Annotated in this window: 23 protein-coding genes, 1 pseudogene and 1 other annotated feature; of the genes and pseudogenes, 20 read left to right on the top strand and 4 right to left on the bottom strand. The window is 44.5% G+C overall.

The features are described from left to right. The first annotated feature begins 51 nt into the window (after positions 1-51). The 14 genes and pseudogenes from BP95_RS0119615 to BP95_RS0119540 all read left to right on the top strand — a co-directional run bounded on the left by BP95_RS0119615 (position 52) and on the right by BP95_RS0119540 (position 13,890). Complete coding sequence (locus BP95_RS0119615) at positions 52-843, top strand: class I SAM-dependent methyltransferase (RefSeq protein ID WP_021253935.1); 792 nt, start codon at positions 52-54, stop codon at positions 841-843. After that, a complete protein-coding gene (gene miaA, locus BP95_RS0119610) occupies positions 836-1,777 on the top strand; it encodes a tRNA (adenosine(37)-N6)-dimethylallyltransferase MiaA (RefSeq protein ID WP_021253934.1) in 942 nt (313 codons plus the stop codon). Before BP95_RS0119615 ends, miaA begins: the two co-directional genes overlap by 8 nt. A 50-nt stretch (positions 1,778-1,827) precedes the next feature. After that, a complete protein-coding gene (hfq, locus tag BP95_RS0119605; RefSeq protein ID WP_005549853.1) occupies positions 1,828-2,067 on the top strand; it encodes an RNA chaperone Hfq in 240 nt (79 codons plus the stop codon). Positions 2,068-2,274: 207 nt separating this feature from the next. Then, positions 2,275-4,992 (top strand): penicillin-binding protein 1A, encoded by a 2,718-nt coding sequence (locus tag BP95_RS30985; RefSeq protein WP_081819949.1) that lies wholly within the window; start codon positions 2,275-2,277, stop codon positions 4,990-4,992. Between the two features lie 307 nt (positions 4,993-5,299). Then, positions 5,300-6,283, top strand: coding sequence for an AAA family ATPase (locus BP95_RS0119595; RefSeq protein WP_028533061.1), 984 nt, complete (start codon positions 5,300-5,302; stop codon positions 6,281-6,283). 82 nt (positions 6,284-6,365) lie between these two features. Further along, positions 6,366-7,652: a GTPase HflX gene (gene hflX, locus BP95_RS0119590; RefSeq protein WP_021253931.1), complete on the top strand. Its 1,287-nt coding sequence runs from the start codon at positions 6,366-6,368 to the stop codon at positions 7,650-7,652. A gap of 39 nt (positions 7,653-7,691) precedes the next feature. After that, on the top strand, positions 7,692-8,948 hold the full coding sequence (locus BP95_RS0119585; RefSeq protein ID WP_021253930.1) for a methionine gamma-lyase family protein: 1,257 nt from the start codon (positions 7,692-7,694) through the stop codon (positions 8,946-8,948). Positions 8,949-9,155: 207 nt separating this feature from the next. Then, complete coding sequence (locus BP95_RS0119580) at positions 9,156-9,566, top strand: MerR family transcriptional regulator (RefSeq protein WP_021253929.1); 411 nt, start codon at positions 9,156-9,158, stop codon at positions 9,564-9,566. Positions 9,567-9,608: 42 nt separating this feature from the next. Beyond that, the gene (gene glnA, locus BP95_RS0119575; RefSeq protein WP_021253928.1) at positions 9,609-10,937 is read left to right on the top strand and encodes a type I glutamate--ammonia ligase; all 1,329 of its coding nucleotides are present in this window, start codon (positions 9,609-9,611) and stop codon (positions 10,935-10,937) included. Positions 10,938-11,166: 229 nt separating this feature from the next. Further along, complete coding sequence (locus BP95_RS34315) at positions 11,167-11,634, top strand: kelch repeat-containing protein (RefSeq protein ID WP_021253927.1); 468 nt, start codon at positions 11,167-11,169, stop codon at positions 11,632-11,634. Positions 11,635-12,157: 523 nt separating this feature from the next. After that, entirely contained in the window at positions 12,158-12,469 is a 312-nt protein-coding gene (locus tag BP95_RS30975; protein WP_021253926.1) for a hypothetical protein, read from the top strand. A gap of 64 nt (positions 12,470-12,533) precedes the next feature. Next, positions 12,534-12,797 (top strand): annotated as a pseudogene (locus BP95_RS0119555) (PBSX family phage terminase large subunit); the annotation flags it as partial. A 39-nt stretch (positions 12,798-12,836) separates the two neighbouring features. Further along, entirely contained in the window at positions 12,837-13,034 is a 198-nt protein-coding gene (locus tag BP95_RS0119550) for a hypothetical protein (RefSeq protein ID WP_152521952.1), read from the top strand. Between the two features lie 400 nt (positions 13,035-13,434). Further along, positions 13,435-13,890, top strand: a complete 456-nt coding sequence (locus BP95_RS0119540; protein ID WP_021253924.1) for a hypothetical protein — start codon at positions 13,435-13,437, stop codon at positions 13,888-13,890. Positions 13,891-14,023: 133 nt separating this feature from the next. Here the strand turns inward: BP95_RS0119540 and BP95_RS0119535 are convergent, their stop codons facing one another. Both BP95_RS0119535 and BP95_RS0119530 read right to left on the bottom strand, forming a co-directional pair. Beyond that, a complete protein-coding gene (locus BP95_RS0119535) occupies positions 14,024-14,917 on the bottom strand; it encodes an SDR family oxidoreductase (RefSeq protein WP_231515147.1) in 894 nt (297 codons plus the stop codon). A 14-nt stretch (positions 14,918-14,931) separates the two neighbouring features. Continuing rightward, entirely contained in the window at positions 14,932-16,593 is a 1,662-nt protein-coding gene (locus BP95_RS0119530; protein ID WP_028533056.1) for a thiamine pyrophosphate-binding protein, read from the bottom strand. 865 nt (positions 16,594-17,458) lie between these two features. Here BP95_RS0119530 and BP95_RS34060 point away from each other — a divergent pair. From BP95_RS34060 to BP95_RS0119515, 3 genes are all read left to right on the top strand, one after another. After that, on the top strand, positions 17,459-17,572 hold the full coding sequence (locus BP95_RS34060) for a hypothetical protein (protein ID WP_028533055.1): 114 nt from the start codon (positions 17,459-17,461) through the stop codon (positions 17,570-17,572). A gap of 304 nt (positions 17,573-17,876) precedes the next feature. Next, positions 17,877-18,131: a binding site (T-box leader), on the top strand. 105 nt (positions 18,132-18,236) lie between these two features. Continuing rightward, on the top strand, positions 18,237-19,223 hold the full coding sequence (gene trpS / locus BP95_RS0119520) for a tryptophan--tRNA ligase (RefSeq protein ID WP_028533054.1): 987 nt from the start codon (positions 18,237-18,239) through the stop codon (positions 19,221-19,223). A 513-nt stretch (positions 19,224-19,736) separates the two neighbouring features. After that, complete coding sequence (locus BP95_RS0119515; protein ID WP_021253920.1) at positions 19,737-20,369, top strand: LysE family translocator; 633 nt, start codon at positions 19,737-19,739, stop codon at positions 20,367-20,369. Positions 20,370-20,428: 59 nt separating this feature from the next. Here BP95_RS0119515 and BP95_RS0119510 read toward each other — a convergent pair whose 3' ends face one another. Further along, entirely contained in the window at positions 20,429-21,247 is an 819-nt protein-coding gene (locus BP95_RS0119510; RefSeq protein ID WP_028533053.1) for a DUF817 domain-containing protein, read from the bottom strand. A 374-nt stretch (positions 21,248-21,621) separates the two neighbouring features. Beyond that, positions 21,622-22,251 (bottom strand): transcriptional repressor LexA, encoded by a 630-nt coding sequence (gene lexA / locus BP95_RS0119505; protein ID WP_021253918.1) that lies wholly within the window; start codon positions 22,249-22,251, stop codon positions 21,622-21,624. A 276-nt stretch (positions 22,252-22,527) separates the two neighbouring features. Between lexA and BP95_RS0119500 the strand changes: the two genes are divergently transcribed. The 3 genes from BP95_RS0119500 (at position 22,528) to BP95_RS0119490 (ending at position 23,880) form a co-directional block, all read left to right on the top strand. Beyond that, complete coding sequence (locus BP95_RS0119500) at positions 22,528-22,890, top strand: LysM peptidoglycan-binding domain-containing protein (protein ID WP_021253917.1); 363 nt, start codon at positions 22,528-22,530, stop codon at positions 22,888-22,890. A 179-nt stretch (positions 22,891-23,069) separates the two neighbouring features. Next, entirely contained in the window at positions 23,070-23,285 is a 216-nt protein-coding gene (locus tag BP95_RS0119495; protein WP_021253916.1) for a DUF896 domain-containing protein, read from the top strand. A gap of 64 nt (positions 23,286-23,349) precedes the next feature. Next, on the top strand, positions 23,350-23,880 hold the full coding sequence (locus BP95_RS0119490; protein ID WP_021253915.1) for a hypothetical protein: 531 nt from the start codon (positions 23,350-23,352) through the stop codon (positions 23,878-23,880). The last annotated feature ends 20 nt before the right edge of the window (positions 23,881-23,900 follow it).

Raw genomic sequence — 23,900 nt, 5'->3', positions numbered from 1 at the left:
ACTGGGGATTTGTAATTCCCTTTCCACAGCGTATATAATGAGGAGGAGCAAATGATAGTCACGACAGGCGAGTATACGTCACCAGAGCTTAAGGAGCGGGCGCGGAAGATGGCCAAGCTGTTCGGATGGTTCTATGCTGAACGGCGCGATCAGACCTTGCCTCGCATGCAGCGTAGATATGGCGACGATGAATTTCTCGTCTACCTGAACGATTGTGTCCGCTATTTGAAGTTAGGGGTCACCGAGCTGACTTATCATCCGAGTATGGCCTATGTGCGGGCGAAGCGGATTTTGTCCGGAGATGCGGACGGGATGATTACAGCGAGTGGTGTTACGCCTGGCGATGAGGTGTTAGACTGTACGGCAGGCCTAGCAGGGGATTCTCTGGTGTTTGCCGTCGCGGTAGGCCCTAAGGGGAAGGTTACAGCGCTGGAGAGTGAGCCATCACTTTTTGCGCTTGTGCACGAAGGGCTGCAGCTGTATGAGAGTGGTGTGGACGAGGTTACGGGAGCGATGCGCCGTATTGTGATGAAGCAGGCTGAACATCTAAGCATGCTCAGTTCACTGCCAAGCCGTTCCGTCGATGTGGTATACTTTGATCCGATGTTCCGCTCTCCCGTTACAAGCTCGGCATCGATTGATCCGCTGCGTACGATGGCGAACCATAAAGCCTTGACGCTTGAAGCGATTGCGGAAGCTTGCCGTGTGGCGCGCAAGAGAGTGGTCATGAAGGAAGTAAAGAACAGCGAAGAATTTGCCCGGCTAGGATTCACCCGTGTGTTACCATCCGGAGCGAAATTGGCATATGGGGTGATTGACATTGCTGGAGGCAACGATGAGTAATAAACCGAGGCTGCTTGTACTCATTGGACCGACTGCGGTTGGAAAGACGAAGCTTAGTCTTGACTTGGCTAAGAAATTCCAATGTGAGGTTATATCCGGTGACAGCATGCAGGTATATCGGCAAATGGATATTGGTACAGCTAAGCTGCCAGTAGAGCAGCGAGAGGGCATTCCACACCATTTAATGGATATATTAGATCCCGATGAGCCGTATTCGGTCGCCGATTTTCAACTTCAGTGCCGGACACTTATCGACGAGATCGCGAACCGCAATCATACCCCATTTATCGTCGGGGGAACTGGGCTCTATGTTGAATCAGTATGCTACGGGTATGAATTCAGTGAACACGGTGCAGATGAAGCATTCCGTCAAGAAATGGTGGAATTTGCAGCTTCTCACGGTGCAGAAGCGCTTCTGGAGCGCTTGCGGGGAGTGGATCCGGAAACTGCTGACAAACTGCATGCCAATGATCAGCGCAGAGTAATTAGAGCCTTGGAAGTATATCATCTTACAGGCGAGCCATTTTCGAAGCAATTAGGCCGTCAGAAAAAGGAATCGCCGTTCGATCTGTGTATCATAGGTTTGACAATGGATAGGCAGATGCTATATAAACGAATAGAGGCAAGAGTTGATATGATGATGGAGGAGGGGCTGGTGGAAGAAGTTCGCCGGCTGCTCGAACAGGGCTACTCGCGAAATCTCGTATCGATGCAAGGCCTTGGCTACAAGGAAATCGCAGCGTATATTGAAGGTGACATGTCACTCGATGCTGCCGTTGAACTGCTTAAGCGCGATACAAGAAGATTTGCGAAGCGCCAGCTCTCTTGGTTCCGGCACATGAAGGATATTCACTGGGTTGATGTCACAGAATCAGATTGTGCAGATCAACAATTTGAACAAATTTGTAAGCTCATAGCAGGAAAGTTTCGATAACAGGTTGAATATATTTCAACACAATCTCATGATTATTGGGGGTACGGACGATGAATAAATCTATTAACATTCAGGACACTTTTTTGAATCAATTGCGCAAGGAAAGTATTCCAGTGACCGTATATTTGACGAACGGATTCCAGATTCGTGGTGTCATTCGCGCATTCGATAACTTTACCATTGTCATCGATAGCGAGGGACGTCAACAAATGGTGTATAAACACGCCATTTCCACATTCACGCCACAACGTAACGTATCCCTGATGCAAGATCATCAGAACGAGGCGTAAATTAGATGGATTGGGGCAGATTGCCAATGAAACTTTTTGCCCCTCCATCACGTCTAATGGAATATAGTCGCTGCCGAACAACCCTGAAGGGTTGTTCTTTTCATTCGTAGTCATATTGGGTATAAGTATGAGGGATATGCTTCAATCGTATCTCAACAAGGTATGAAGAGAGAGACAATCAAAGGAATAAAGGGAGTCGGATTGCAGATGACGAGAGAAAAAGAATCAACTCAACGTACGCGCACACCGGCACATGGAAATCCTAAGCGCAAAGCTAAGAAGAAAAAGAAATGGACTTGGAAAAAGACGTTTTGGCTTATGTTTTTCACGACGGCATTTGCCGTGTTCTGTGCCGTTGGCGGTTATTTGTTCGTATTATTGAACGGGGAGCGGCTGATGCGTGAATACAAGGATGCTGATATGTTCAAGCTGGCTGAGGTATCAACTGTATATGATGTGAATGGTACAGAGCTTGCTAAGCTTGGTAAAGGCATAGAGCATCGAGAGATTGCGGAGCCAAGAGATATTCCGGAATTCGTTAGCAATGCCTTCATAGCGACGGAAGACAGACGCTTCAAGGAGCACTCCGGGGTTGATCTGTGGTCAATTGGGCGTGCGATGGTTAAGGACGTTGTGTCACGAAGCCTTGCAGAAGGCGGAAGTACCATTACACAGCAGCTTGCTAAAAATATGTTCCTGACGAGTGATAAGACGTTCTTCCGGAAGGCAACGGAAGTGTCGATTGCGCTTTCGTTGGAGAATCATTTTACGAAGGACGAAATAATTACGATGTACTTAAACCGGATCTTCTTCGGTAAAGGTGCGTATGGCCTTAAAGCTGCTGCTAAGGTGTATTTCAATAAGGATGACTTGAATGATCTGAAGCTATGGGAAGTTGCGACTTTGGCAGCTATCCCAAAAGCGCCATCACGATATAATCCGCTGTCGAGTCCAGAGCGATCGAAGGAACGCCGGGCTGTTGTTCTTCAGCTGATGTATGAACAAGGCTATATTACGGCTGAAGAGGCGAAGAGTGCTGCAGCGGTGGAATATGATCCGAAAATGTCGGGGCACGCGGCTAAGTCGGAGGATAAGCAAAATGAAGCATACAACGCATTCATTGACTACATGGTAGAGGAAGCGACTGAGAAAACGGGTCTTACCGAGGATGAGCTGTATCGCGGAGGATATCACATTTATACGACGATGGATGCGAATGCTCAGCGCATTATGTACGATGCGTTCAACAATGACGATATGTTCGAGCAGAGCCCGGATGATACGAAAATGCAAGGCGCAATGGTTATTACGGATCATAGCAATGGCTCCATCATCGCGATGGTAGGTGGGCGGGATTATGCTCGCAAAGGATTGAATCGTGCTACTGTAAAGCGTCAGCCGGGATCGTCCTTCAAGCCAATCGTGTCCTATGCGCCAGCGCTGGAGACGGGCAAGTACTTCCCGTGGTCGAAATTGAGCAATGAGAAGCAGTGCTTCGGCAAATATTGTCCTACGAACCTTGGGGGCTACACGACATCAGTAGAGATGACGGAAGCGGTTAGACGTTCCATCAATATCCCTGCTGTATGGACATTGAATGAAATTGGAATGAAAAAAGGGTTTGAATTTGCGAAAAGCCTCGGCTTCCCTCTGACGAATGACGATTATAACTTGTCAATCGCATTGGGCGGGATGACGTACGGGGTTACTCCGATCAATATGTCAGAGGCTTATAATGCATTCGCTAACGGAGGAAATTATTATGATGCCTATGCGATTGCAAAGATTACAGACCGCAAAAACAATGACTATTATGTGTATCACGTGCCGAAAGGCAAAAAGGTCATGAGTGAGAAAACGGCTTACTATATGACTGAAATGATGCGCGAAGTCGTTACGAATGGTACGGGTAAAAATGCACAAATCAGTGGTCGTACTGTTGCAGGTAAAACGGGTACGACGCAGTATTCTGTGCCAGGCTACACTGGCAAGGGCGACCGTGATGCGTGGTTCGTTGGCTATACCCCGGAATGGACAGCAGCCGTCTGGATGGGGTATGACAAGACTGATAAAAATCACCTTGTCCATGAGAGCAGCCGCAGAGCATCGAAAATGTTCAGCGAGGTTATGGGTAAGGCGCTGCAAAGCAAGAAGTCGGGTTCCTTCAAGAAGCCGGATAAAGTGGAACAAAAGCCGGAAGAACTGCGGGCGCCTAGCGGGTTGAGTGCATCGTACTCTGAGAATACAAAGAGTGTGGCACTGAGCTGGAACAGCGTATCTGGTGATAATATTTCTTACCATGTTTATCGGAAGTCTTCTAAGGACAACACATTCACACAGCTGCTCAAAGGCTTGAAGAGCAACAGCGCTGAAGATGTTGGTGTCTTCCCTGGAGAAACGTACACGTACTATGTTACAGCGGTAAATGCATCCGAAGAGTCAGGAAGATCGAATCAATCTTCCGTCACGATTAAGGAGGAGACACCGGAAACGCCAATTGATCCACCGGCAGTAGATCCACCGGCCGTTGATCCGCCGACAACGGAGCAGCCTACGAACCCGGATGAGCCGACACCGCCAACTGTACCGGAAAATCCGGATTCGAATAATAATCAGCCGGAAACTGGCGATAACGGTACAGGCATTGGAGACGGCGGTTCTACAGGGACATCTAGTGGGGATGGTTCCTCAGGATCTACAGATACGACGGATTCGAATGCATCTAATGGAACTTCGGGGATGAATAGCTTTGGAACGAAAGGGTCGGATCGCATTATTAACTCTGGCGGTCAGAAGGATAAAGACAACAGCAGCAAAGATAAGTCTGCAGGCAACGGGGCAGAGGATTCTTCGGTAGAAATTCAATCTGTTACTGGGAAGATAATGAATCACAAGCAGAATAAGAATTCGAATAAGGCTGCTTAAGCTAAGAAATAGACCGTGCAAACCGTGAGCAATAGCGGTGTTCTTCATCCACATAAGGTAGCGTAAGGCGATGTGCAGAGTGTGCAGGAGAGAGTTCCTGCACACTTTTTTTGTGATTATGTTTGTGACGTAGTATATATCCATGTTCGGATTGCAATTCCCCTTGATATGAATCATGCTCAGGAATAGCTATAGTAACGAAACTGCTAATAACCTGTCAGACGATAGAATATATTGGAACATCGACTATTTGTGTTCACTGTTGTGAGGAAACATGATTAGGATGAACGTCGAAAGGGTGACAATCATGAATGTTAGGCTTCGAGCGGCAAATTCCGAAGGAAATGCACGTCCGTCTCGTCAAATAAATGTCGTGCTGCGACCTGTGGAGCAATCCAATCAGGAGACAGCCGTAAATCAGACAAATGGAGAAGCAACAGCGGATAGCTTGGCTGTCCCACAGGATGGGCCATTTGGCGAGGTTCGCAAAGAACTTGATCGACTTGTCGGCTTGAAGCATATGAAGGACATTGCCTATGAGCTCTATGCGATTTTACAGATGAATCGTAGACGGCAGGATGCGGGGCTGATCTGCCAATCACATGTATATCATATGATCTTCAAGGGCAATCCTGGCACGGGCAAGACGACTGTAGCCAGGATCATGGCGAAAATGTTCCAGCAGCTAGGAGTGCTCAGCAAAGGGCATTTGCTCGAAGTAGAGCGGGCTGATCTGGTTGGCGAATATATCGGACATACGGCACAGAAGACGCGAGATTTAATTAAAAGGGCAATGGGTGGCATTTTGTTTATAGATGAGGCATATAGCTTGGCCCGTGGCGGAGAAAAAGATTTCGGAAAAGAAGCAATTGATACTTTGGTAAAAGCCATGGAGGATCATAAAAATCAATTTATCCTCATATTGGCAGGGTATTCGGATGAGATGGATTGGTTAATGCAGACGAACTCTGGGCTGCCTTCGCGATTCCCAATACAAGTGGATTTCCCTGATTATTCGGTAGATGAACTTCTGCATATCGCAGAATCTATGGCAAAGGATCATGATTATGTACTAATGCCGACTACACAGGCGCAGTTAAAACAGGTGATTTTGGATGAGAAAATTCTAGCCCCTAATCTGTTCAGTAATGCGCGCTTTGTTCGAAATGTGATGGAAAAGGCGATGCGTAATCAAGCGGTTCGCCTCCTTCAGCTATATCCGCAGCAATCTCCGGGCAAGCTGGAATTAATGACATTGAAACCAGAGGATTTAAAATGGGAGCGAAAATGAGGTATACTGAACAACGTATATGGTCAATGATCATAGTTCGATGGAAATATGGATGATGAACCGATAAGGAGAATGTACGCGAATGCGAAAAGAGCCTCACCAAACGAATCAAAATATACCCGATCGAGCGGTGCTCGTGACTTTAATAACAGATGATGTCAAGCGGAGCGGGGTTGATCCCCAATATTCGCTTGACGAACTGGTGCAGCTGGCGGAAACGGCTGGCGTTGAGGTGTTGACCACCATGACACAGCAGCGTGAATTCCGTGATCCTAGATGGTTCATAGGAAAAGGCAAGGTACAAGAACTCAAGGCGGTCATTGATGAGATGGGTGCAACGACCGCTATTTTTGATCAAGAGCTGTCTGGCGCTCAAGTCCGCAACCTGGAACAAGCGTTGGATGTGAAGATTGTAGACCGTACTCAGCTCATTCTCGACATTTTCGCACAACGAGCAAAAACAAGAGAAGGTATCATTCAGGTGGAGCTGGCACAATTGTCATATCTGCTCCCTCGTCTATCCGGACACGGGAAGAACCTGTCGCGTCAAGGCGGTGGTATCGGCACAAGAGGGCCCGGGGAATCTCAATTGGAAACGGATCGCCGCCATATTCGAGGACGTATAACTGACTTGAAGCGTCACCTGCATGAAGTCGTTCGCAACCGCAATCTGCATCGAGAGCGCCGCAAGAAGACAGGAGCGTACCAGGTTGCGCTTGTCGGCTATACGAATGCGGGGAAGTCAACGCTGCTGCGACAACTGACTCAGGCGGATGTGTATGTGGAGAACCAATTGTTTGCGACGCTGGATCCGACTTCTCGCCAGTGGGAGCTTCCTAGCGGCAAGGAAGTGGTCTTAACGGATACGGTTGGCTTTATTCAAAATTTGCCTCATGATCTCATAGCGGCTTTTCGTGCGACATTAGAGGAAGTGAACGAAGCTGATCTCATTTTGCATGTGATGGACGCTTCTTCGCAGATGCGAGAGGATCATATGCGGGTCGTAGAGGATATTTTGCAGCAATTAGGAGCGGGAGCCAAGCCGCAAATTGTTCTCTATAATAAGAAGGATCTGTGCACCCCAGAACAACGACAGATGCTGCCGCATGATAAAGATCACTTTATTATAAGCGCTTATGATGAAGGGGATCTGGAGCGTATTCGGCAGGCAGTGCAAGATCAATTGTCCGGCCAAACGGTTACCTACCGAATATCCGCGGATCGTGGGGATTTAATTGCCTTGATCTATCGACTGGGAGAGGTTCTGGAGCAGGAGATTGACGAGAATGATCTGCTGCTTAAGGTTCGGTTGGATCGGCTAGCTGCTGAGCAGCATGGATATAAGTTGAAAGATTACATCAATAAATAAGCTTTCCTTCATGGGAATGGATCAAGGGGAATGGATAATATGCAATTTACAGCAAGACTGGAGCAATTGGAGCAGCAAATCGAAGAGAAGATTGCTGGGCAGGTACGGGGAATCGAGCGAATCGCAGAGCGGAATCAATGGAAGGTTATACAGGCGTTTCAGAAGCATCATGTGAGTGATTTTCACTTTGCGGGATCGACGGGGTATGGCTATAATGACCGTGGACGCGAGGTGCTTGATGAGGTATATGCTGAAGTGTTCGGTGCGGAAGCGGGATTGGTGCGACCTCATTTTGTATCAGGCACACATACGATTGGGACGGCTCTATTCGCCGTACTTCGCCCTGGCGATGAATTGTTATACATTACGGGGACACCGTACGACACGCTGCATAAGGTGATTGGCAAAGAGAATGATGGGACAGGCTCTCTGCGTGATTGGGGAGTATCCTATAATGAGGTGCCGCTGACTGAGGCAGGAGATGTAGATTGGGAGCATGTGCGTGAAAGCATAACCGAGCGTACGAAAGTCATAGGCATTCAACGTTCACGCGGTTATGGATGGAGAGCATCCTTCACGGTTGAACAGATCGGTGAGATGGTACGGCAAGTAAAAGCGATTAAGCCGGATGTTGTTGTGTTCGTGGATAATTGCTACGGGGAATTTACAGAACTGCAGGAGCCGACGGAGCTAGGTGTTGATGTAATGGCCGGCTCGCTTATTAAGAACCCAGGAGGCGGTATTGCTGAAACAGGCGGCTATATTGTCGGTAAGCGCCTGTATGTGGAAGCAGCGGCCTCTCGCTTAACTGCACCGGGAATTGGCGGAGAAGTCGGAGCTATGTTAGGGATGACACGTTCGATGTATCAAGGTCTCTTCTTAGCGCCAAGCATCGTTGGACAAGCAGTGCGAGGCAGTGTGTTTGCAGCAGCCTTGTTCGAGGAGCTTGGGTTTGAGACCTCGCCGCATTGGAAGGCGTCTCGTACTGATTTGATTCAAGCCTTGCGATTCCATACAGCCGATCATCTAATCGCGTTTGTGCAGGGGATTCAGAAAGCCTCGGCCGTTGATGCGCACGTCGTGCCTGAACCATGGGACATGCCTGGTTATGAGCATCCAGTCATTATGGCGGCAGGTACCTTCATTCAAGGGGGAAGCTTGGAGTTGTCTGCCGATGCGCCGATTCGTGAGCCATATACAGCATACATGCAGGGTGGGCTTACGTATGCGCATGCGAAGCTCGGAGCGCTGACAGCACTGCAAACCATGGTTGATCGAGGCTTGCTAGAGCTATAAAATTATTTTGTTAGATTTCCTGACATCCATTGACACGTTTGCTTCCAGGGGATAAAATGAGAACAAGAAAGGCATAGCACATACTCTGATCGGAGTAAATTCACTGATGAGCGACCGCGCGTAACAGGCGTTGTTAGACTAGGATGTCAGTTAGCGCACACAGCACGTAAACTTTCTTTTATGACAAACTAGGAAGGTTGATAAGCAGTGGGAGATGAAATTCGCAGAAATATGGCGTTGTTTCCAATCGGCATCGTGATGAAGCTGACGGATTTGACGGCTCGTCAAATTCGTTACTACGAACAGCATGAATTAATTATGCCTGCTCGTACTTCTGGAAACCAGCGTCTCTTTTCCTTCAATGACGTAGAGCGATTGCTTGAAATCAAGTCACTTATTGAAAAGGGAGTCAACATAGCAGGCATTAAGCAGGTACTGAATCCGGTAACGAAGGAATCGGAAGAGGCAACTGTGCTTAGTGAAGCTTCGGAGAGCAAACGCAAGGAATTGTCCGATCTCCAATTGCACCGCATGTTGAAGCAGCAGCTTATAGCCGGTAATAGACCGGGGCAAGTATCGCTGATCCAAGGCGAACTGTCTCGTTTCTTTACAAAATAGATATGAATCTAATCATGCTTATGGAGAAGGAGATGTTACCCTGTGGGTTATACCAGAGAAGACATTGAACGCATTGCGAAGGAACAAAATGTACGATTTATCCGTCTGCAATTTACGGATTTGCTCGGTACGATTAAGAATGTCGAAATTCCGGTAAGCCAATTGCCTAAGGCACTGGATAACAAAATGATGTTTGACGGTTCTTCAATTGAAGGTTATGTGCGCATTGAAGAATCCGATATGTATCTTGTCCCAGATTTGGATACTTGGGTTGTCTTCCCATGGGTAACGGAAGATCGTGTCGCTAGATTGATTTGCGACGTATACACAACGGATGGAACGCCGTTTGCAGGATGCCCGCGCGGAATTTTGAAGAAAGCCTTGAAGGAAGCAGAAGCACTTGGCTTCACGTCTATGAACGTAGGTCCAGAACCGGAATTCTTCCTGTTCAAGACGGATGACAAGGGCAATCCGACGATGGAACTGAACGACCAAGGCGGTTACTTCGACTTGGCACCGACGGATCTTGGTGAGAACTGCCGCCGCGAAATCGTGTTGAAGCTGGAAGAGATGGGCTTCGAAATTGAAGCTTCTCACCATGAGGTAGCTCCTGGTCAGCATGAGATCGATTTTAAATATGCAGATGCAATTAAGGCAGCAGACCAAATTCAAACCTTCAAGCTCGTCGTGAAGACGATTGCTCGTCAGCATGGCTTGCACGCTACATTCATGGCGAAGCCGCTGTTCGGTGTGAATGGTTCAGGTATGCACTGTAACATCTCCTTGTTCAACGGTAAGGAGAATGCGTTCTACGATGAAAGCGATAAGCTTGGCTTGAGTCCGGCAGCACGCCAATTTATGGCGGGGGTATTGAAGCATGCTCGCGGATTTGCGGCAATCACGAACCCAACGGTCAACTCCTATAAGCGCTTAGTTCCTGGCTATGAAGCTCCATGTTATGTGGCATGGTCTGCAAGCAACCGCAGTCCAATGGTTCGTATCCCAGCATCCCGTGGTTTGAGCACGCGTGTTGAAGTCCGCAACCCGGATCCAGCGGCGAACCCGTACTTGGCTCTAGCGGTAATTTTAAAAGCAGGATTGGAAGGCATCAAGAAGAAGTCAGACCTTCCAGCTCCTACGGATCGTAACATTTACGTTATGACAGAAGAAGAACGTCTGGCTGAAGGCATCCCAAGCTTGCCATCGAGCTTGAAGGAAGCATTGGAAGAGCTTCTGCGCGACGAGACGATTTGCGATGCACTGGGTGATCATGCATTGCAGCACTTCTTGGAATTGAAAGAAATTGAATGGGATATGTACAGAACGCAAGTTCACCAATGGGAACGCGATCAATACATGACATTATATTAATTCATCTAAACCCTAGAGTCGTAAGGCTTCTGGGGTTTTTTATTTTGGGGGCATTGTCTGCGGAATCTAAATGGGAATGTACTTGAAGGGATTGTGTACAGAGGGATATCCCCTTCTCAACTTAAGAAATTCGCTACCGGTAAAGGAAACACGAACAAAGATGAGCCTACAGTTCACATTCCAGCATTAAGGATTTGATCACCATAGCGACAACGTAAGAGTTACGTATGTGTTAGATCAAATTGTGCGAGCCATACGGATAGAGAATGCAACTACATGGAGTCCATTCCCTAGTTTAAACGAGGCAAGAACTGGTGCGGGATCTGTTGTTTTAAACGGCAAAATATATGTTTTTGGAGGAACCAGTAATACTACAGCTAACAAGGCTGTAGGAACTGTTGAGGTATTTGGAGACGATGATAATACTAAGCCAGAACAACCTATTCCAGAACCAACAGGTGAAAGAGCTATCTTAGTTGTCACAATGAATACTGGTCTTGAAAAAGAATTCGATCTTAGTATGGAAGAAGTAAATGCCTTCATCACTTGGTACGAAAATAAGCAGGCTGGCTCGGGAACAGCTTCCTATGCAATCAACAAGCACAATAACAATAAAGGGCCATTCAGCGCACGTAAAGACTACGTTATCTTTGATAAGATACTAACGTTCGAAGTGAATGAGTACAACACCAAATAAATTATTACCGCTCCTTTTTTTCAAAGGATGGATTAATTACCGTTTAAAGTTGTCATGGATTTACCAATGTAAGATAGTAACATAGACGTAAAGGGAAACACGAACATGCGCGGCGAACAACTCCGGGTACGGACGCAATGTAGCGATATACCGTACACTTCCGGTGGAAACCGCGCAGCGTCTAACATCTCCAAAGGAAAATGTTATAAGTTAGCGAATCAATGTTATAAGTTAGCGAATCAATGTTATTGCCGTCTCAATTACAACGTCAATCACTACTTCTAACACGTCTTTTGCAAATTGTTCTAAACGTTCCATAGTATCACCTCCTGTTGTTAAGTAATAATACGGAGAAATCTCTTTCTGGTTCACAGGTAATTTTAACCTTTTCGTCCATATAGCCGCTCCTTAGGGGGGCGGTATTTTATTTTAAATAGAATATACTAAATCTATTGCCTATTTCCATATATTAGGATACAATTGGGTTGTAAAACAAAAATACCAATATGTGGAGGATGTTACGATGAAAAAAGCACTAATCGTAATCGGTACAACTGCAGCATTACTGGCAAGTGTTTTGGCTCCTACAACAGGATTTGCTGCCGCAAAATCAAGCGCAGTAAAGATTGCTGCTGAACACGTGGGCGCAAAGATGTGGGTGAAAGATATTCTCAGTAAAGACTACTATTTTGGGGAAAAAAATGTTCCAAAGACTTATTTTTATGTGAGAGGGGAATATGCTGGTACACTCGATCTTGTTGCAATTAGATATGATGGTAGTAAGAAATTGTATGGAGTTTACCAAGGTTGGCTTTATAAACAAGGGCCCAAATAAACCATAGATTATCAAAGTCGCTGATTATTCAGCGGCTTTTTTATTGTATTAAGAACGCGGAGTATTCCGTGTAATCAAGGCTGACAATAATGTCGTGGAAGAAATACGGGATGTCGCTTCGGCGCTTGTCGAAGGATTGATTAAATACAACGATTGCTGCAAAGAAACACTGCGTGAGTTTTCAAGCTATGTATGGGATGAGAAGGCAGCAGCAAGGGGAGAAGACAAACCAGTCAAGGAAAATGATCACCAAATGGACGGAGATCGGTATTTCGTTCGTGGTGTGGTCAAACGTAAAGGTGGCGTGTACTTCCCGGATGCTTCTTAAGAAAGGAGGATGCACCTGTTTTTTCAGTTTGGGGATGAAATGAAGAATATCGAGACAATTTTGAAAGATGGAGCCATGACCGCAGCTATTCTTCCTGACATCATTCAGATAGAAATAGGCGACTGGAAGAAATCAAAGAAACGCGAATGGATGATTACCGGTGAAAACTACTACAAGAATGAAACAGATATCCTTGAACGTGTACGCATTGCTATAGGTGCAAGTGGAGCTCAATAAGCTTCCAAATGCGTTTACACGAAAGCTTATTTATCAGAATGTAGGCTTCGGCAAGCCAATAAGCATTCAAACAAAAAACGAAGGCTATCATGAAATGCTTACTGACATCTTCAATGATGCTATGATGCGCCATATACAATCAAATGGTGAAGAGGCGTTAAGTAAATTGATGGGGCACGGGTTGGTCGAGCCATTATGCCATTACGTGAAGTAGTTGAATTGGCTGGAGGAAAGTCAATGCTTGGGATGGAAAGGAGTTATGTGTGATTATTTGAAAAAAAGTAGATAACTAGGTATAAAGACAATTATCATATTATATTTACAAATATACCCTATTGAGTTAATATGTTGATATATGGGTGTGAATCCCTACTATACTAAATGAAAGGGAAGTGAGGCTATGAAAGCAAAAAAAATGTTTGTCGCGTTTTTGATGGCAGTAGTAATGGTAGTGACTTCGCCTTCTGTTTTTGCATACACGGGTTTCGGTGATACCCTACAAGAAGCTGTGATGCTTTATAGATGGGGGTACTCATATGAAGACCAATTCACTTTACCAATTGATAATATCAATGACTATGATTACTATGTGATCGATTATACAAATGGTGATCAGAGTGCAATGGGTTTCCATATTAGTATGAAGCCCCAGCCAGGAGTTATTTACGATCTTCAGCTTATCGAAACAGATTCAAACGGGAGAATTATTAAAGTAACCGAATACAATGACAACACAATTGAGAAAAATATTTGGCATTCGCTTTATAATGGGCATAAGGCATACATCAGAGTATCCTCACATGGGTTTAATGATTACGGTAAAGATTACACTCTGAAGTTTAAGAGAGTTGTATAACTGATATAACACGAGTATGAGCCGTAGGGAATCCCGCGGCTCTTTTTAGTTTTGGCATCTTTATATGGCTTGCGAGGACGATAAAAGAACGGGAAAGGTTTCGATTTTCGGATCTACACGAAGCTGGATCTCCTCAGCTGTTCACAATAACACCACCTGTAGCATGAATGAACTGTCCGGAAATATACGATGCGTCTTCCGATGCCAGAAATACATACGCGGGTGCGACCTCGCAAGGTTGCCCTGCACGTCCCATTGGATTTTTTTCTCCCCACTTCGCGACTTGAGCGGCAGGAAAGGATGCGGGAATAAGAGGCGTCCATATGCTTCCTGGGACAACGCCGTTTACTCGAATGCCTCGGCTGTGCAACGATTTTGAGAGCGACCGGGTAAAAGCAACGATGGCGCCCTTGGTGGCTGAATAATCGATGAGCTGTTCATTCCCCTCATAGGCAGTGAGGGAGGCGGCATTGATAACGCTGCTTCCCTTTTTCATATGGGGAAGGGCGGCCTTCGTTAAAAAAAATACCGAAAAAAAATTGGTTCGAAACGTTCTTTCCATCTGTTCGGATGTAATACTTTCTAAATTGTTCTGAACATGCTGCTCAGCCGCGTTATTCACGAGAATATCCAGTTTGCCGAATTGTGTGACAGTCTGTTCCACGATTTGTTTGCAAAAATCTTCTTGGCCAAGATCCCCGGCAATACACAGACATTTACCCCCTTTTTGCTCGACAATCTGTTTGGTTTCTTCAGCATCTGTATGTTCGTTGAGATAAACAATGACGACATCTGCGCCTTCTTTGGCGAAGGCTACCGCTATGGCTCGTCCTTGGCCGCTGTCTCCTCCGGTAATGATGGCCACTTTATTTTTGAGTTTGCCGCTCGGTTTGTAGTTCGGATCGTCATAAATGGGACGCGGGTTCATCAGAGACTCAATACCGGGCTGCTCATCTTGGTGCTGAAGTGGATAAGGAGGTTTGGGCATGGTTACGGAGGTAGGATGTTTTTCGGTTGCCGATGTCATATAATCATGCTCCTTTATTTTTGGATTTGAAAATCCGGATGCGTTATTTTTGCCGTCGGGACATCGATGAGGTAAGGTTTGGAGGTTGATTTCGCTTCATCTAAGGCGATGCGAAGCTCATCATTCGTTTTCGCTCGTTTGGCTACCCATCCAGACGCTTCTGCAATTTTGACGAAATTCGGGTTCGATATTTCCGTCCCAAACGGGCGAAGATGCTTCATCATCATTTTGTCGTGTTCCATTTGCAGGGTTCCATTATTGAAAACGATGACTGTTATGGGAAGTCCGTAACGTGCGGCTGTAATCAAATCCGCCTGTACCATTCCTAATCCGCCGTCCCCTGTAACACAAATGACTTGCCTGTTCGGAAATGAACATTTTGCTGCCATTGCGGCCGGCAATCCAAACCCCATCGTTCTCCAACGCTCCGACAACACCAAATGATGGGCGGTTCCCCTGAAGTTTCTTAGAAACCATAAGGTAACATCTCCTTCATCCAGCGCAATAATGGCGTCCTTGTCAATGTGTTGTTCAACGACGCTGACGATCAATGCGGGATGAAGTGGTGACGATGAGATGGCGCGTTCTAGTTTATTTTGTTCATTCCAGACTTGTTTACAGTGGTTCACGAGCTGCAACCAATCTGGATTTGAACGGTAGTCTGTTATGCCTTCTGTAAGTGCTTGAATTATCTCTGCGATATTACCGACGATCCCGACTTGTGACGGAATGACCTCGCCGATAGCTGATATCCGTTCTTCGATATGGATCACTTGCGCATTTTTAGGGACATGATATTCCGGCCACCAAGAGGTACCGATGGCAAGGACGACATCCGCTTGTTTGCATAAGTCGCTTGCAAAAGGATTCCCGCCTTCGCCCAAACCGCCGAGCAGGTAAGGGTGAGAATCCGGAATTATTCCCTTCGCTCCGTAACTCACGACAATTCCGCATCCCCAGCTATCAGCCAGTTTCCGGATCGCATCACAGGCATGATTTGCTCGATTGCCAGCAAGGATCAAGGGGCGTTTCGCCTTAAGCATAAGATTCGCCGCTTGTTGGAGTTGGCTCTGTCCAGCTATTTGATTTATTATTCGAATAGGTTCGCGCGGTTGTGTCCCACAGGGAAGTGTCCATAGATCGGAAGGGATGGAAAGATGAACGGGAATTGCCTGTTCCATTGCCGTAAACATGGCCTGTGCTAAGGTGTCAACGACTGCATTAGGATGAACGACAATTCGGCTGAACCCGGTAATCGCCTGAACTAGTCCCTGCTGATCAATATACTGCTTATACGCTGTTCCGATCTTGGGGGTAGGCGCTTGACCTGATATAGCCAAGACTGGAACGCGATCTAAGTATGAATCTCCTAGGCCAGTCATTAAATTAGTCAAACCAGGTCCCATTTGCGCGGCGCATACTCCGATTCGACCGGTTAATTTGGCTTCGGCAGACGCCATCATGGCAGCGACAGACTCATGTTTTACCCCAATCCATTCCAAATCATTCTGGCGTGAGAGACCTTCCATCAATCCAAAAATGGTATCCCCGATCACCCCGTAAATCCGCTTAACGCCCCATAATTTCAGTTGGTTGATAATCACATCCGCAACCTTTTGAGTTTCGGTTCCTTCCTGCAATTGATTTCCTTTGGCAACTTCCGGGAATATACTCATTTTGGCGCCAGCTCCTTGCCTTTTTCTTAGTATGGATGCGTAGCCTGTTTATTATGAACAAGCTTGGATGAATGTTACGGATGCTTCGTTGGTTTTGATAGTGAGGGATTAATCGACCTTTCGAGAATGGGTCAAGAAGTAATCGGCACTTTCTACAGTCCATAAAATGAGGCAAGTAGGTAGCCGATGTTGAAGTAGAGAATGAGCTGTATAAGCGCACTTGTTAGGTCGTTTTACCTATGTGTCGGTGCATAGAAGCTGTAGGCTATCTGATGATAGCTTGGAATCGGGAGTTGAATACGGTGTCTATCCAAAAACAATGAGCATGGTTTATAGCGGAATATGAAACAGGCTTAATAAAGCACTGCGGGAACGGAAGTCTGTGGATCTTAGTATTTTTTACAATGAATAGGGTATAGCCGAGACACGCACATAACTACCTTAATACTATATGTATTGTATCTAGCGAGAGGAGGGCATCTCAAATGAGTGAAATTGGTCATCATCATCGCTTTACTTCTACAGCCATAATATTGGTTCTGTTTATTTTGTTGGTCATCGTACTCTGTGGCAGCTTTTGTTAATTTGATAAAATGATCTGAGCTCACACAATTCCCCCATAGGCATTTCACGAGGATCAAATTTACTAATGACGCATCTTCAGTATTGATAACTTGAATATCCTGTTGTCGAGGGGGCATAAAGGCCAGTTCGAATAAGAGCCAATTCAATGGACGGAGTCGTGGAATTCTACCCTTTGAAGGGGCAACACCGCCTAATTAATTCAGTATAGGAAATAGCCGGGTCAGAATGAAGGTAACATTTATACGATGTAAATGTGCCAAACGAGAGGAGGTTAACGCATATGGGTGAAGTTGTTGGAGGTTTCTCATGTGGATTTGGAGGTTTCACTTCGATTGGTGTAATCTTGGTCTTGTTCATTTTGTTGGTTATCATTTCCCGTTCATTTATTTTTTAGCATCTAAGTAGACTGATTTCATAGCTCTGTATCTGTACACTGCAAATCTGTTTGAAATACTGGTGTTGTGCTGGCACACCGGTAAGCAAATAAGAGCCGTATGGGCATCCCCCGGCTCTTATTTCTTTTTCCTAGATGTAATTTTCCATTATCCCCTAAATTCATCCATAGCGGGATCCTTCGTAAATACAACAGTATTTGGATCGATTCAATCAAATGATTCCCAACGAGCTGCGAAAGATGCAATTTTATTTGATTTACTGATTGTTATCCATTATAATACTTTCAATTATATATGAACGGATCAACGATGTTGATGAAGAGCAAGTACGTATCAGATAATGAGGTTCAGAGAGTCGGTGGATGCTGTGAACCGATCCTCACCTGATGCCGAATGGGCTTCTGAATCGCTCCGCTGAATTGAGTAGGCTTTGCCGGGATTCTCTCTCCGTTATCATGAGAGGAGTATCGTATTGATGGTTAAACCATCTTGCCGTACTTTAGAGTGAATCGCTAACAGCGATTAAAAAGGTGGTACCACGAAAACCTCGTCCTTTATTGGGCGAGGTTTTTTTATATTACTTGAAAGGGGTGATGGCCATGGATGATGGTTGGTGGATCACAAGATTGCATTTCAGAAATAACATTATGAGGAGGAACATAAGTGAAAGAACGAATTTTGACAGGCGATCGGATTACAGGAAAACTGCACCTTGGCCATTACGTTGGCAGTTTAAAAAATCGTGTGGAGTTGCAAAACCAATACGAAACTTTTTTAATACTTGCAGATGTTCAAGCCCTGACTACTCATTTTGAAAAACCTGAATCAATTAAACAAAACTTGCGCAATGTGGCATTGGACTATTTATCAGCAGGTATTAACCCTGATAGCGCAACAATATTTATTCAGAGTTTGATCCCAGAGATTGCTGAGTTAACCACTTATTTTTCCATGTTTGTTACGGTCAATTCGTTACGTCACAATCCTACTATAAAAGCGGAAGCCACAGAACGTGGATTCCATGATATGTATTACGGATTCCTGGGCTACCCCGTAAGCCAGGCGGCTGATATTACCTTTTGTAAGGCGACTTTGGTTCCAGTAGGAGAAGACCAAGTTCCTCATATCGAACAAACAAGGAAAATTGTCCGGCGGTTTAACCAACTTTATAAACCTGTGTTAGTGGAACCAAAACCACTTGTAGGTGATGTTCCACGACTGGTCGGATTAGATGGAAATAATAAAATGAGCAAAAGTCTAGGTAACTCGATCAATTTGGACTCCACTCAAGAAGAGGTTAGTGAGAAGCTAAAGAAAGCGACAACTGATCCTGCGCGGATCCATAAAACGGATATCGGACATCCTGAAATTTGCCCAGTCTACGCTTATCATCAAGCATTTCGTAAAGAAGGCTCCGATGAGATTTATGAAAGTTGTAAAAAGGGGCAGATTGGATGTATGGAGTGCAAACGAAAGATATCGCAAAGTATCAACCATTTACTTGAACCAATGAGAGAACGGAGAAGAATGTATCAAAACGAACCCAAAAAGATCGATGAAATTCTTATGTCGGGTACAGAAAAAGCACGCCTTGTAGCAAAAGAAACGATGTTAGAAATACGTGATGCAATGAGTATGAACTATTTCTAAGCTGATTGTTTGTTGTACCCAATAGAGTATTAACTTTATACATTCAACCCTACGCTAAGATATTGTGTAAAAGATAAACAGCCAATTTCCTACATGTTAGGGGAATTGGCTGTTTGCTCAGTTATATCACTTGGATGAAATAGCGTACTTAAATAGAACGCAAGTTCACAGATGGGAATATAATCGATATATAACATTATTTGCAGTTGAGTTGGTTAAACGAGGTAAGGAATTTAATGTAGTGCATTATCTGATCACCCAGGAACGATTGTAACGAATTTATCTCAGAATTTATCGGAAGAAGAAATGCGCTCAAATGGAGCTTTTGAGTAGTTAAATATGATGAAGTATTTGGTTCTCTTACATACATATCAATAGTGGTTCATTTTTAGTATATGTCAACTTGCCTAAATATTTTCAAGTTTGTCATGCATAAATATATAATATTATGTATTTATATAGTATAGTGTATATTGACTAGCAACTATTACATATAGAAAGTAGTGTTGGAAATTGAATCTTTTCTTCACGTATTTACTAGCGGGGCTTGCCGTTGCAATGCCTGTAGGCGCCATGACCGTTGAAATGACGAAGCAAGGGATGAAAAAGGGTTTTATGCATGGCTGGGCTGTTGGATTAGGTGGAATGACCATTGATTTTCTATTAATCGTTGCCTTATATATGGGCTTGGCTTCCGTGCTTGCCATCCCTGTTATTCAAATCCCTATGTGGCTCATCGGAGCATGTTTTTTAATTTATTTAGGCTATGATTCCATCAAAAACTCGGATCAAGGCATTACATTGGCTGGCGATAAACCGAATGCATCATTTTTCAGTTCCTACCGAAATGGACTGCTCGTCGCTATATCGCCAGGTAATCTTGTGTTTTGGATTTCCGTTTTTGGTGCGGTGCTATCTGATTCGTATGATACGACACAACCGGCTAAATTTCTAATCGTAGGTGCAGGAATATTAGCTGGTATCCTCCTCCATGATGTTGGGTTGCTTGCCATTGTGGCTGTCACGAGAAGAGTAATGAGCCGAACTATGATTAAGCGGATGTCTATTATCGCAGGACTGATTTTATTTGGGTTCGCGGGGTATTTCTTATATGAGTTTTTAGTAGCAATTCAAGGAATACTGTAACAAAACCTAGAGCTGTTAGGGCTCTAGGTTTTTTGCTTTTGTATTTAAAAGATTGCGTTTTACTTCTGAAATGTCGACTCATTGAAGCGAGTATGACTATTTCTCTTGAAGTGTCCTCCTTTTACATGCTTCAGATGGGCGACGATCATGAAGGAAACGATGACAAGCAAAAACCATGAGCTGAATTTTCCCCACTTTACGAGATTCCAGCCGTTCGTCTGATGTGGATAATACCATGCGCCCAAGAAAGTCCCGATGTTTTCAGCCACCCATATAAAAAATCCGATTAAGACGAACGACAGAACAATCGGCATTCTTCGTGTCACGCCTAATACGGTATATTCCACGTAGGTTCTAAAGAAGATGACGAATAGCAAAATCATCAAAACCCAACGCAAATCGTAAATGAAGTGATGAGTCATGAAGTTGAAGTAAATCGCCGCACCTAGCGGAATCGTTAACCAAGCAGAAGGGTATCGATTTACCTTGACCTGCAGTCGTCGCCACGCTTGACATAAGTAACTTGCCACACTTGCGTACATAAATCCGCTATATAGAGGAACACCCAGTATTTTAGACCAACCGTCTTCCGGATAGCCCCATGATCCCATGTGGATTTTAAATATTTCAAGTGCAAGACCGATGAAATGGAACATACAGATTACTTTACATTCATCCATTGTTTCTATCCCAAACCGGATCATTAGAACCTGCGCCAAGATACAAACAAGCAATAGGAAATCATAGCGATGCATAAATGGAATGTCTATGATCTTCGTGAGTGCCAACATCGCGAAAATATAAGCGGGGAACAAGCAGGACATTGCCTGGTGCCAGCCAAAATTGAGGAATGATTTTAGTTTGAAAAAGTTATTCATAGTTATCTCCTACCTTGTGTTCGTGAAAATGAATTTTGAACAGTTATACGAGGTGTATCATTAGGTATTATCCTATTCAAATAAATACTTTTAGTCAATAAAAAATTATTGTTATACAATAAATATTTATTGCTAAAGTTGATGTGTGTATATATTCGATGTGGTATAAATCTCTCGAACGATTAGGGTTTATAAGAGTGAACAGTGGTGAGGTTGTTTCGATGAAGATAAGGAGAGAAAGTCGAATTTTATGAAGCTTCTTTTCTAGATGAGATTGTTCAGGTACTGTTCAGCAAATGATATGAAATAATAAGAAAGCAAAAATGCCTCGCTCCCTTCTTAAAAAGAAGAGAACGAGGCATCAATGTAATGTCTTAATGAAAATCACGGAACAAACCAATAACTTTGCCCAGAATCGTTACATGCTGTAAGCGAATCGGTTCATAGGTTGGATTCTCAGGCTGCAAGCGGATATGATCCTTCTCACGATAGAAAGTCTTAACCGTTGCTTCATCTTCTTCAGTCATGGCTACCACGATATCACCGTTGTTCGCTGTCTGCTGCTGACGCACGATGACAAAGTCGCCATTATGTATACCAGCCTCAATCATACTATTACCCATGACCGACAACATGAATACATTCTCGTCATCTCCCACCATATGCATAGGAAGAGGGAAGTAATCTTCAATATTCTCTGTTGCGGTAATTGGCTCGCCTGCAGTTACTTTCCCAACGACCGGCACGCGTGCGAAGGAGCGAGAGAAGTCTGTTGAACGTTCAGATTGATCATGGCTAAGCAGTTCAATAGCACGAGGCTTCGTAGGGTCACGTCGAATGAATCCCTTCTTCTCGAGTCGATCAAGATGACCGTGAACAGTGGAACTGGATGCTAGACCAACGGCTTCGCCTATTTCACGAACAGAAGGCGGATAACCTTTAGCTCGAACTTCATCACGTATAAAATCAAGGATAGCTTGTTGACGACTTGATATTTTAGACAAGGGTATCAACTCCAATGAATACTCTTTTGACAAAATTATACCACAGAACCTCCGTTCGTACAAACATAAGTTCTAAAGATTCTGAAGAAAAAGATTGTGAGAAGTTCGTAAATTACGAGAGAGAAACAAGAGAAAGTTAAATGAGGCTAAATGCTTATTTTTCGATAATATAAAAAGGGGAACGAACGTTCTAAAAAGGCATTGACTCAAACGTGTGTTCGTGTTAGATTAAATTATACAAGATAACAGAACAAGTGTTTGGGAGATGAGTCATTTATGATGTATACAACATATCGTTCAATCTATAAGGTGTCGACAACAGCTTCACAACCTATTCAGAAGAAGCGTTTGTTTCCTTTACGTGTTCGATTCATCATGAGCCTGATTGTATTGTTGTTCATTACTTGTGGAAGCATTGTTCAAGCGCTTGGCATGGATGATAGCCAAACGGAAATTGTAAATGGAGCTGCTGTGGAGCGCGTACTTGTTCAGCCTGGAGATACACTCTGGGGGATTGCATCCTCTTATAAGCCAGAACATACGGATACGCGTCAGTTTATATATGAAATCGTTGAGATGAATCAATTGAAAGGTGATATCTTACCGGCAGGAGAAGTATTGCTCGTTCCGATCCGATGAGTCGGGGTCATTGTCGAATTTACGGTTGAGAAGCTTTGCATTCCTATACATAAGAGCAGAAGGTAGGAGGCCCGAAGAGGCCTCTTTTTTGCGATATAAAAGCTTTCTTGCTGCTTGCTTGACAAGCTGTTACCTCCATGTCAAAGTAGAACATATGCTTACACACATGGAGGTACCTGATGAATATCGACAAGCTTATTGCACGAATTAATGAATTGGCCCGCAAACATAAGACAGTTGGGCTGAGCGATGAGGAAATGGAAGAACGCGCGAAACTGCGCGAGGAATATTTGGTTCTATTCCGCAAGCAGGTACGCAATCAATTAGACACTATTCGCTATGTAGAAGATGAAGAAGGAACAGATAACTCTGGATCGAACGGGATCGTTCATTAAATGAACCTTCATCGATAACGATGGATTCACATTATTCGTTTACTATACAGGGGGTTGCGAATTCATGTCTCGCAGTTGGGAACGTAAAGTCCGTCAAAATAGTGAAAAGTTAAACAAACAGCGAATGAAGCAAGGCAAGCCGACGTTCGCTGCTGGCAAGCCTGCACACGAAGAGTTTAAAGGACGCAGCTTCATTATGCCAATCGCTTTAATCGCCTTCGCCATTATGTATGGATTGTTGGGCGGTATCATTACGGACAATCAATATCCAACTCTATATTGGATCACAATCGTGTGTTACGTCGGATTGGGGATTATATTATTCCTGAGAAGACCATTTCTTCGTGTTGGAGCAGGTGAGGTATCTACGATTCGCTGGAATCGTCTCCGTACTCTGTCTGCAAAGGATATGAAGAAAATTGCGATCCAACCTGGTTATGTTGTTATTGAACACACGGGGAAAGGTGCGAATTGGATTTTCTCGCGAGTGCTGAATCGTTATGATACGAATGCAATGGGGGAACGTCTTCGTTCCTTCGCAAATCAACATAAGATTGAATTCGAAGATACATCGAAGAAAGACTCGAAAAAATAGAGAAATCCGATATAGAGGAT

The sequence above is a fragment of the Paenibacillus sp. UNC217MF genome (genome assembly GCF_000686865.1).
GTDB lineage: Bacteria > Bacillota > Bacilli > Paenibacillales > Paenibacillaceae > Paenibacillus_B > Paenibacillus_B suaedae.
Note: the sequence above shows the minus strand (reverse complement) of the source record. Positions and strands in the feature narration are given on the sequence as shown.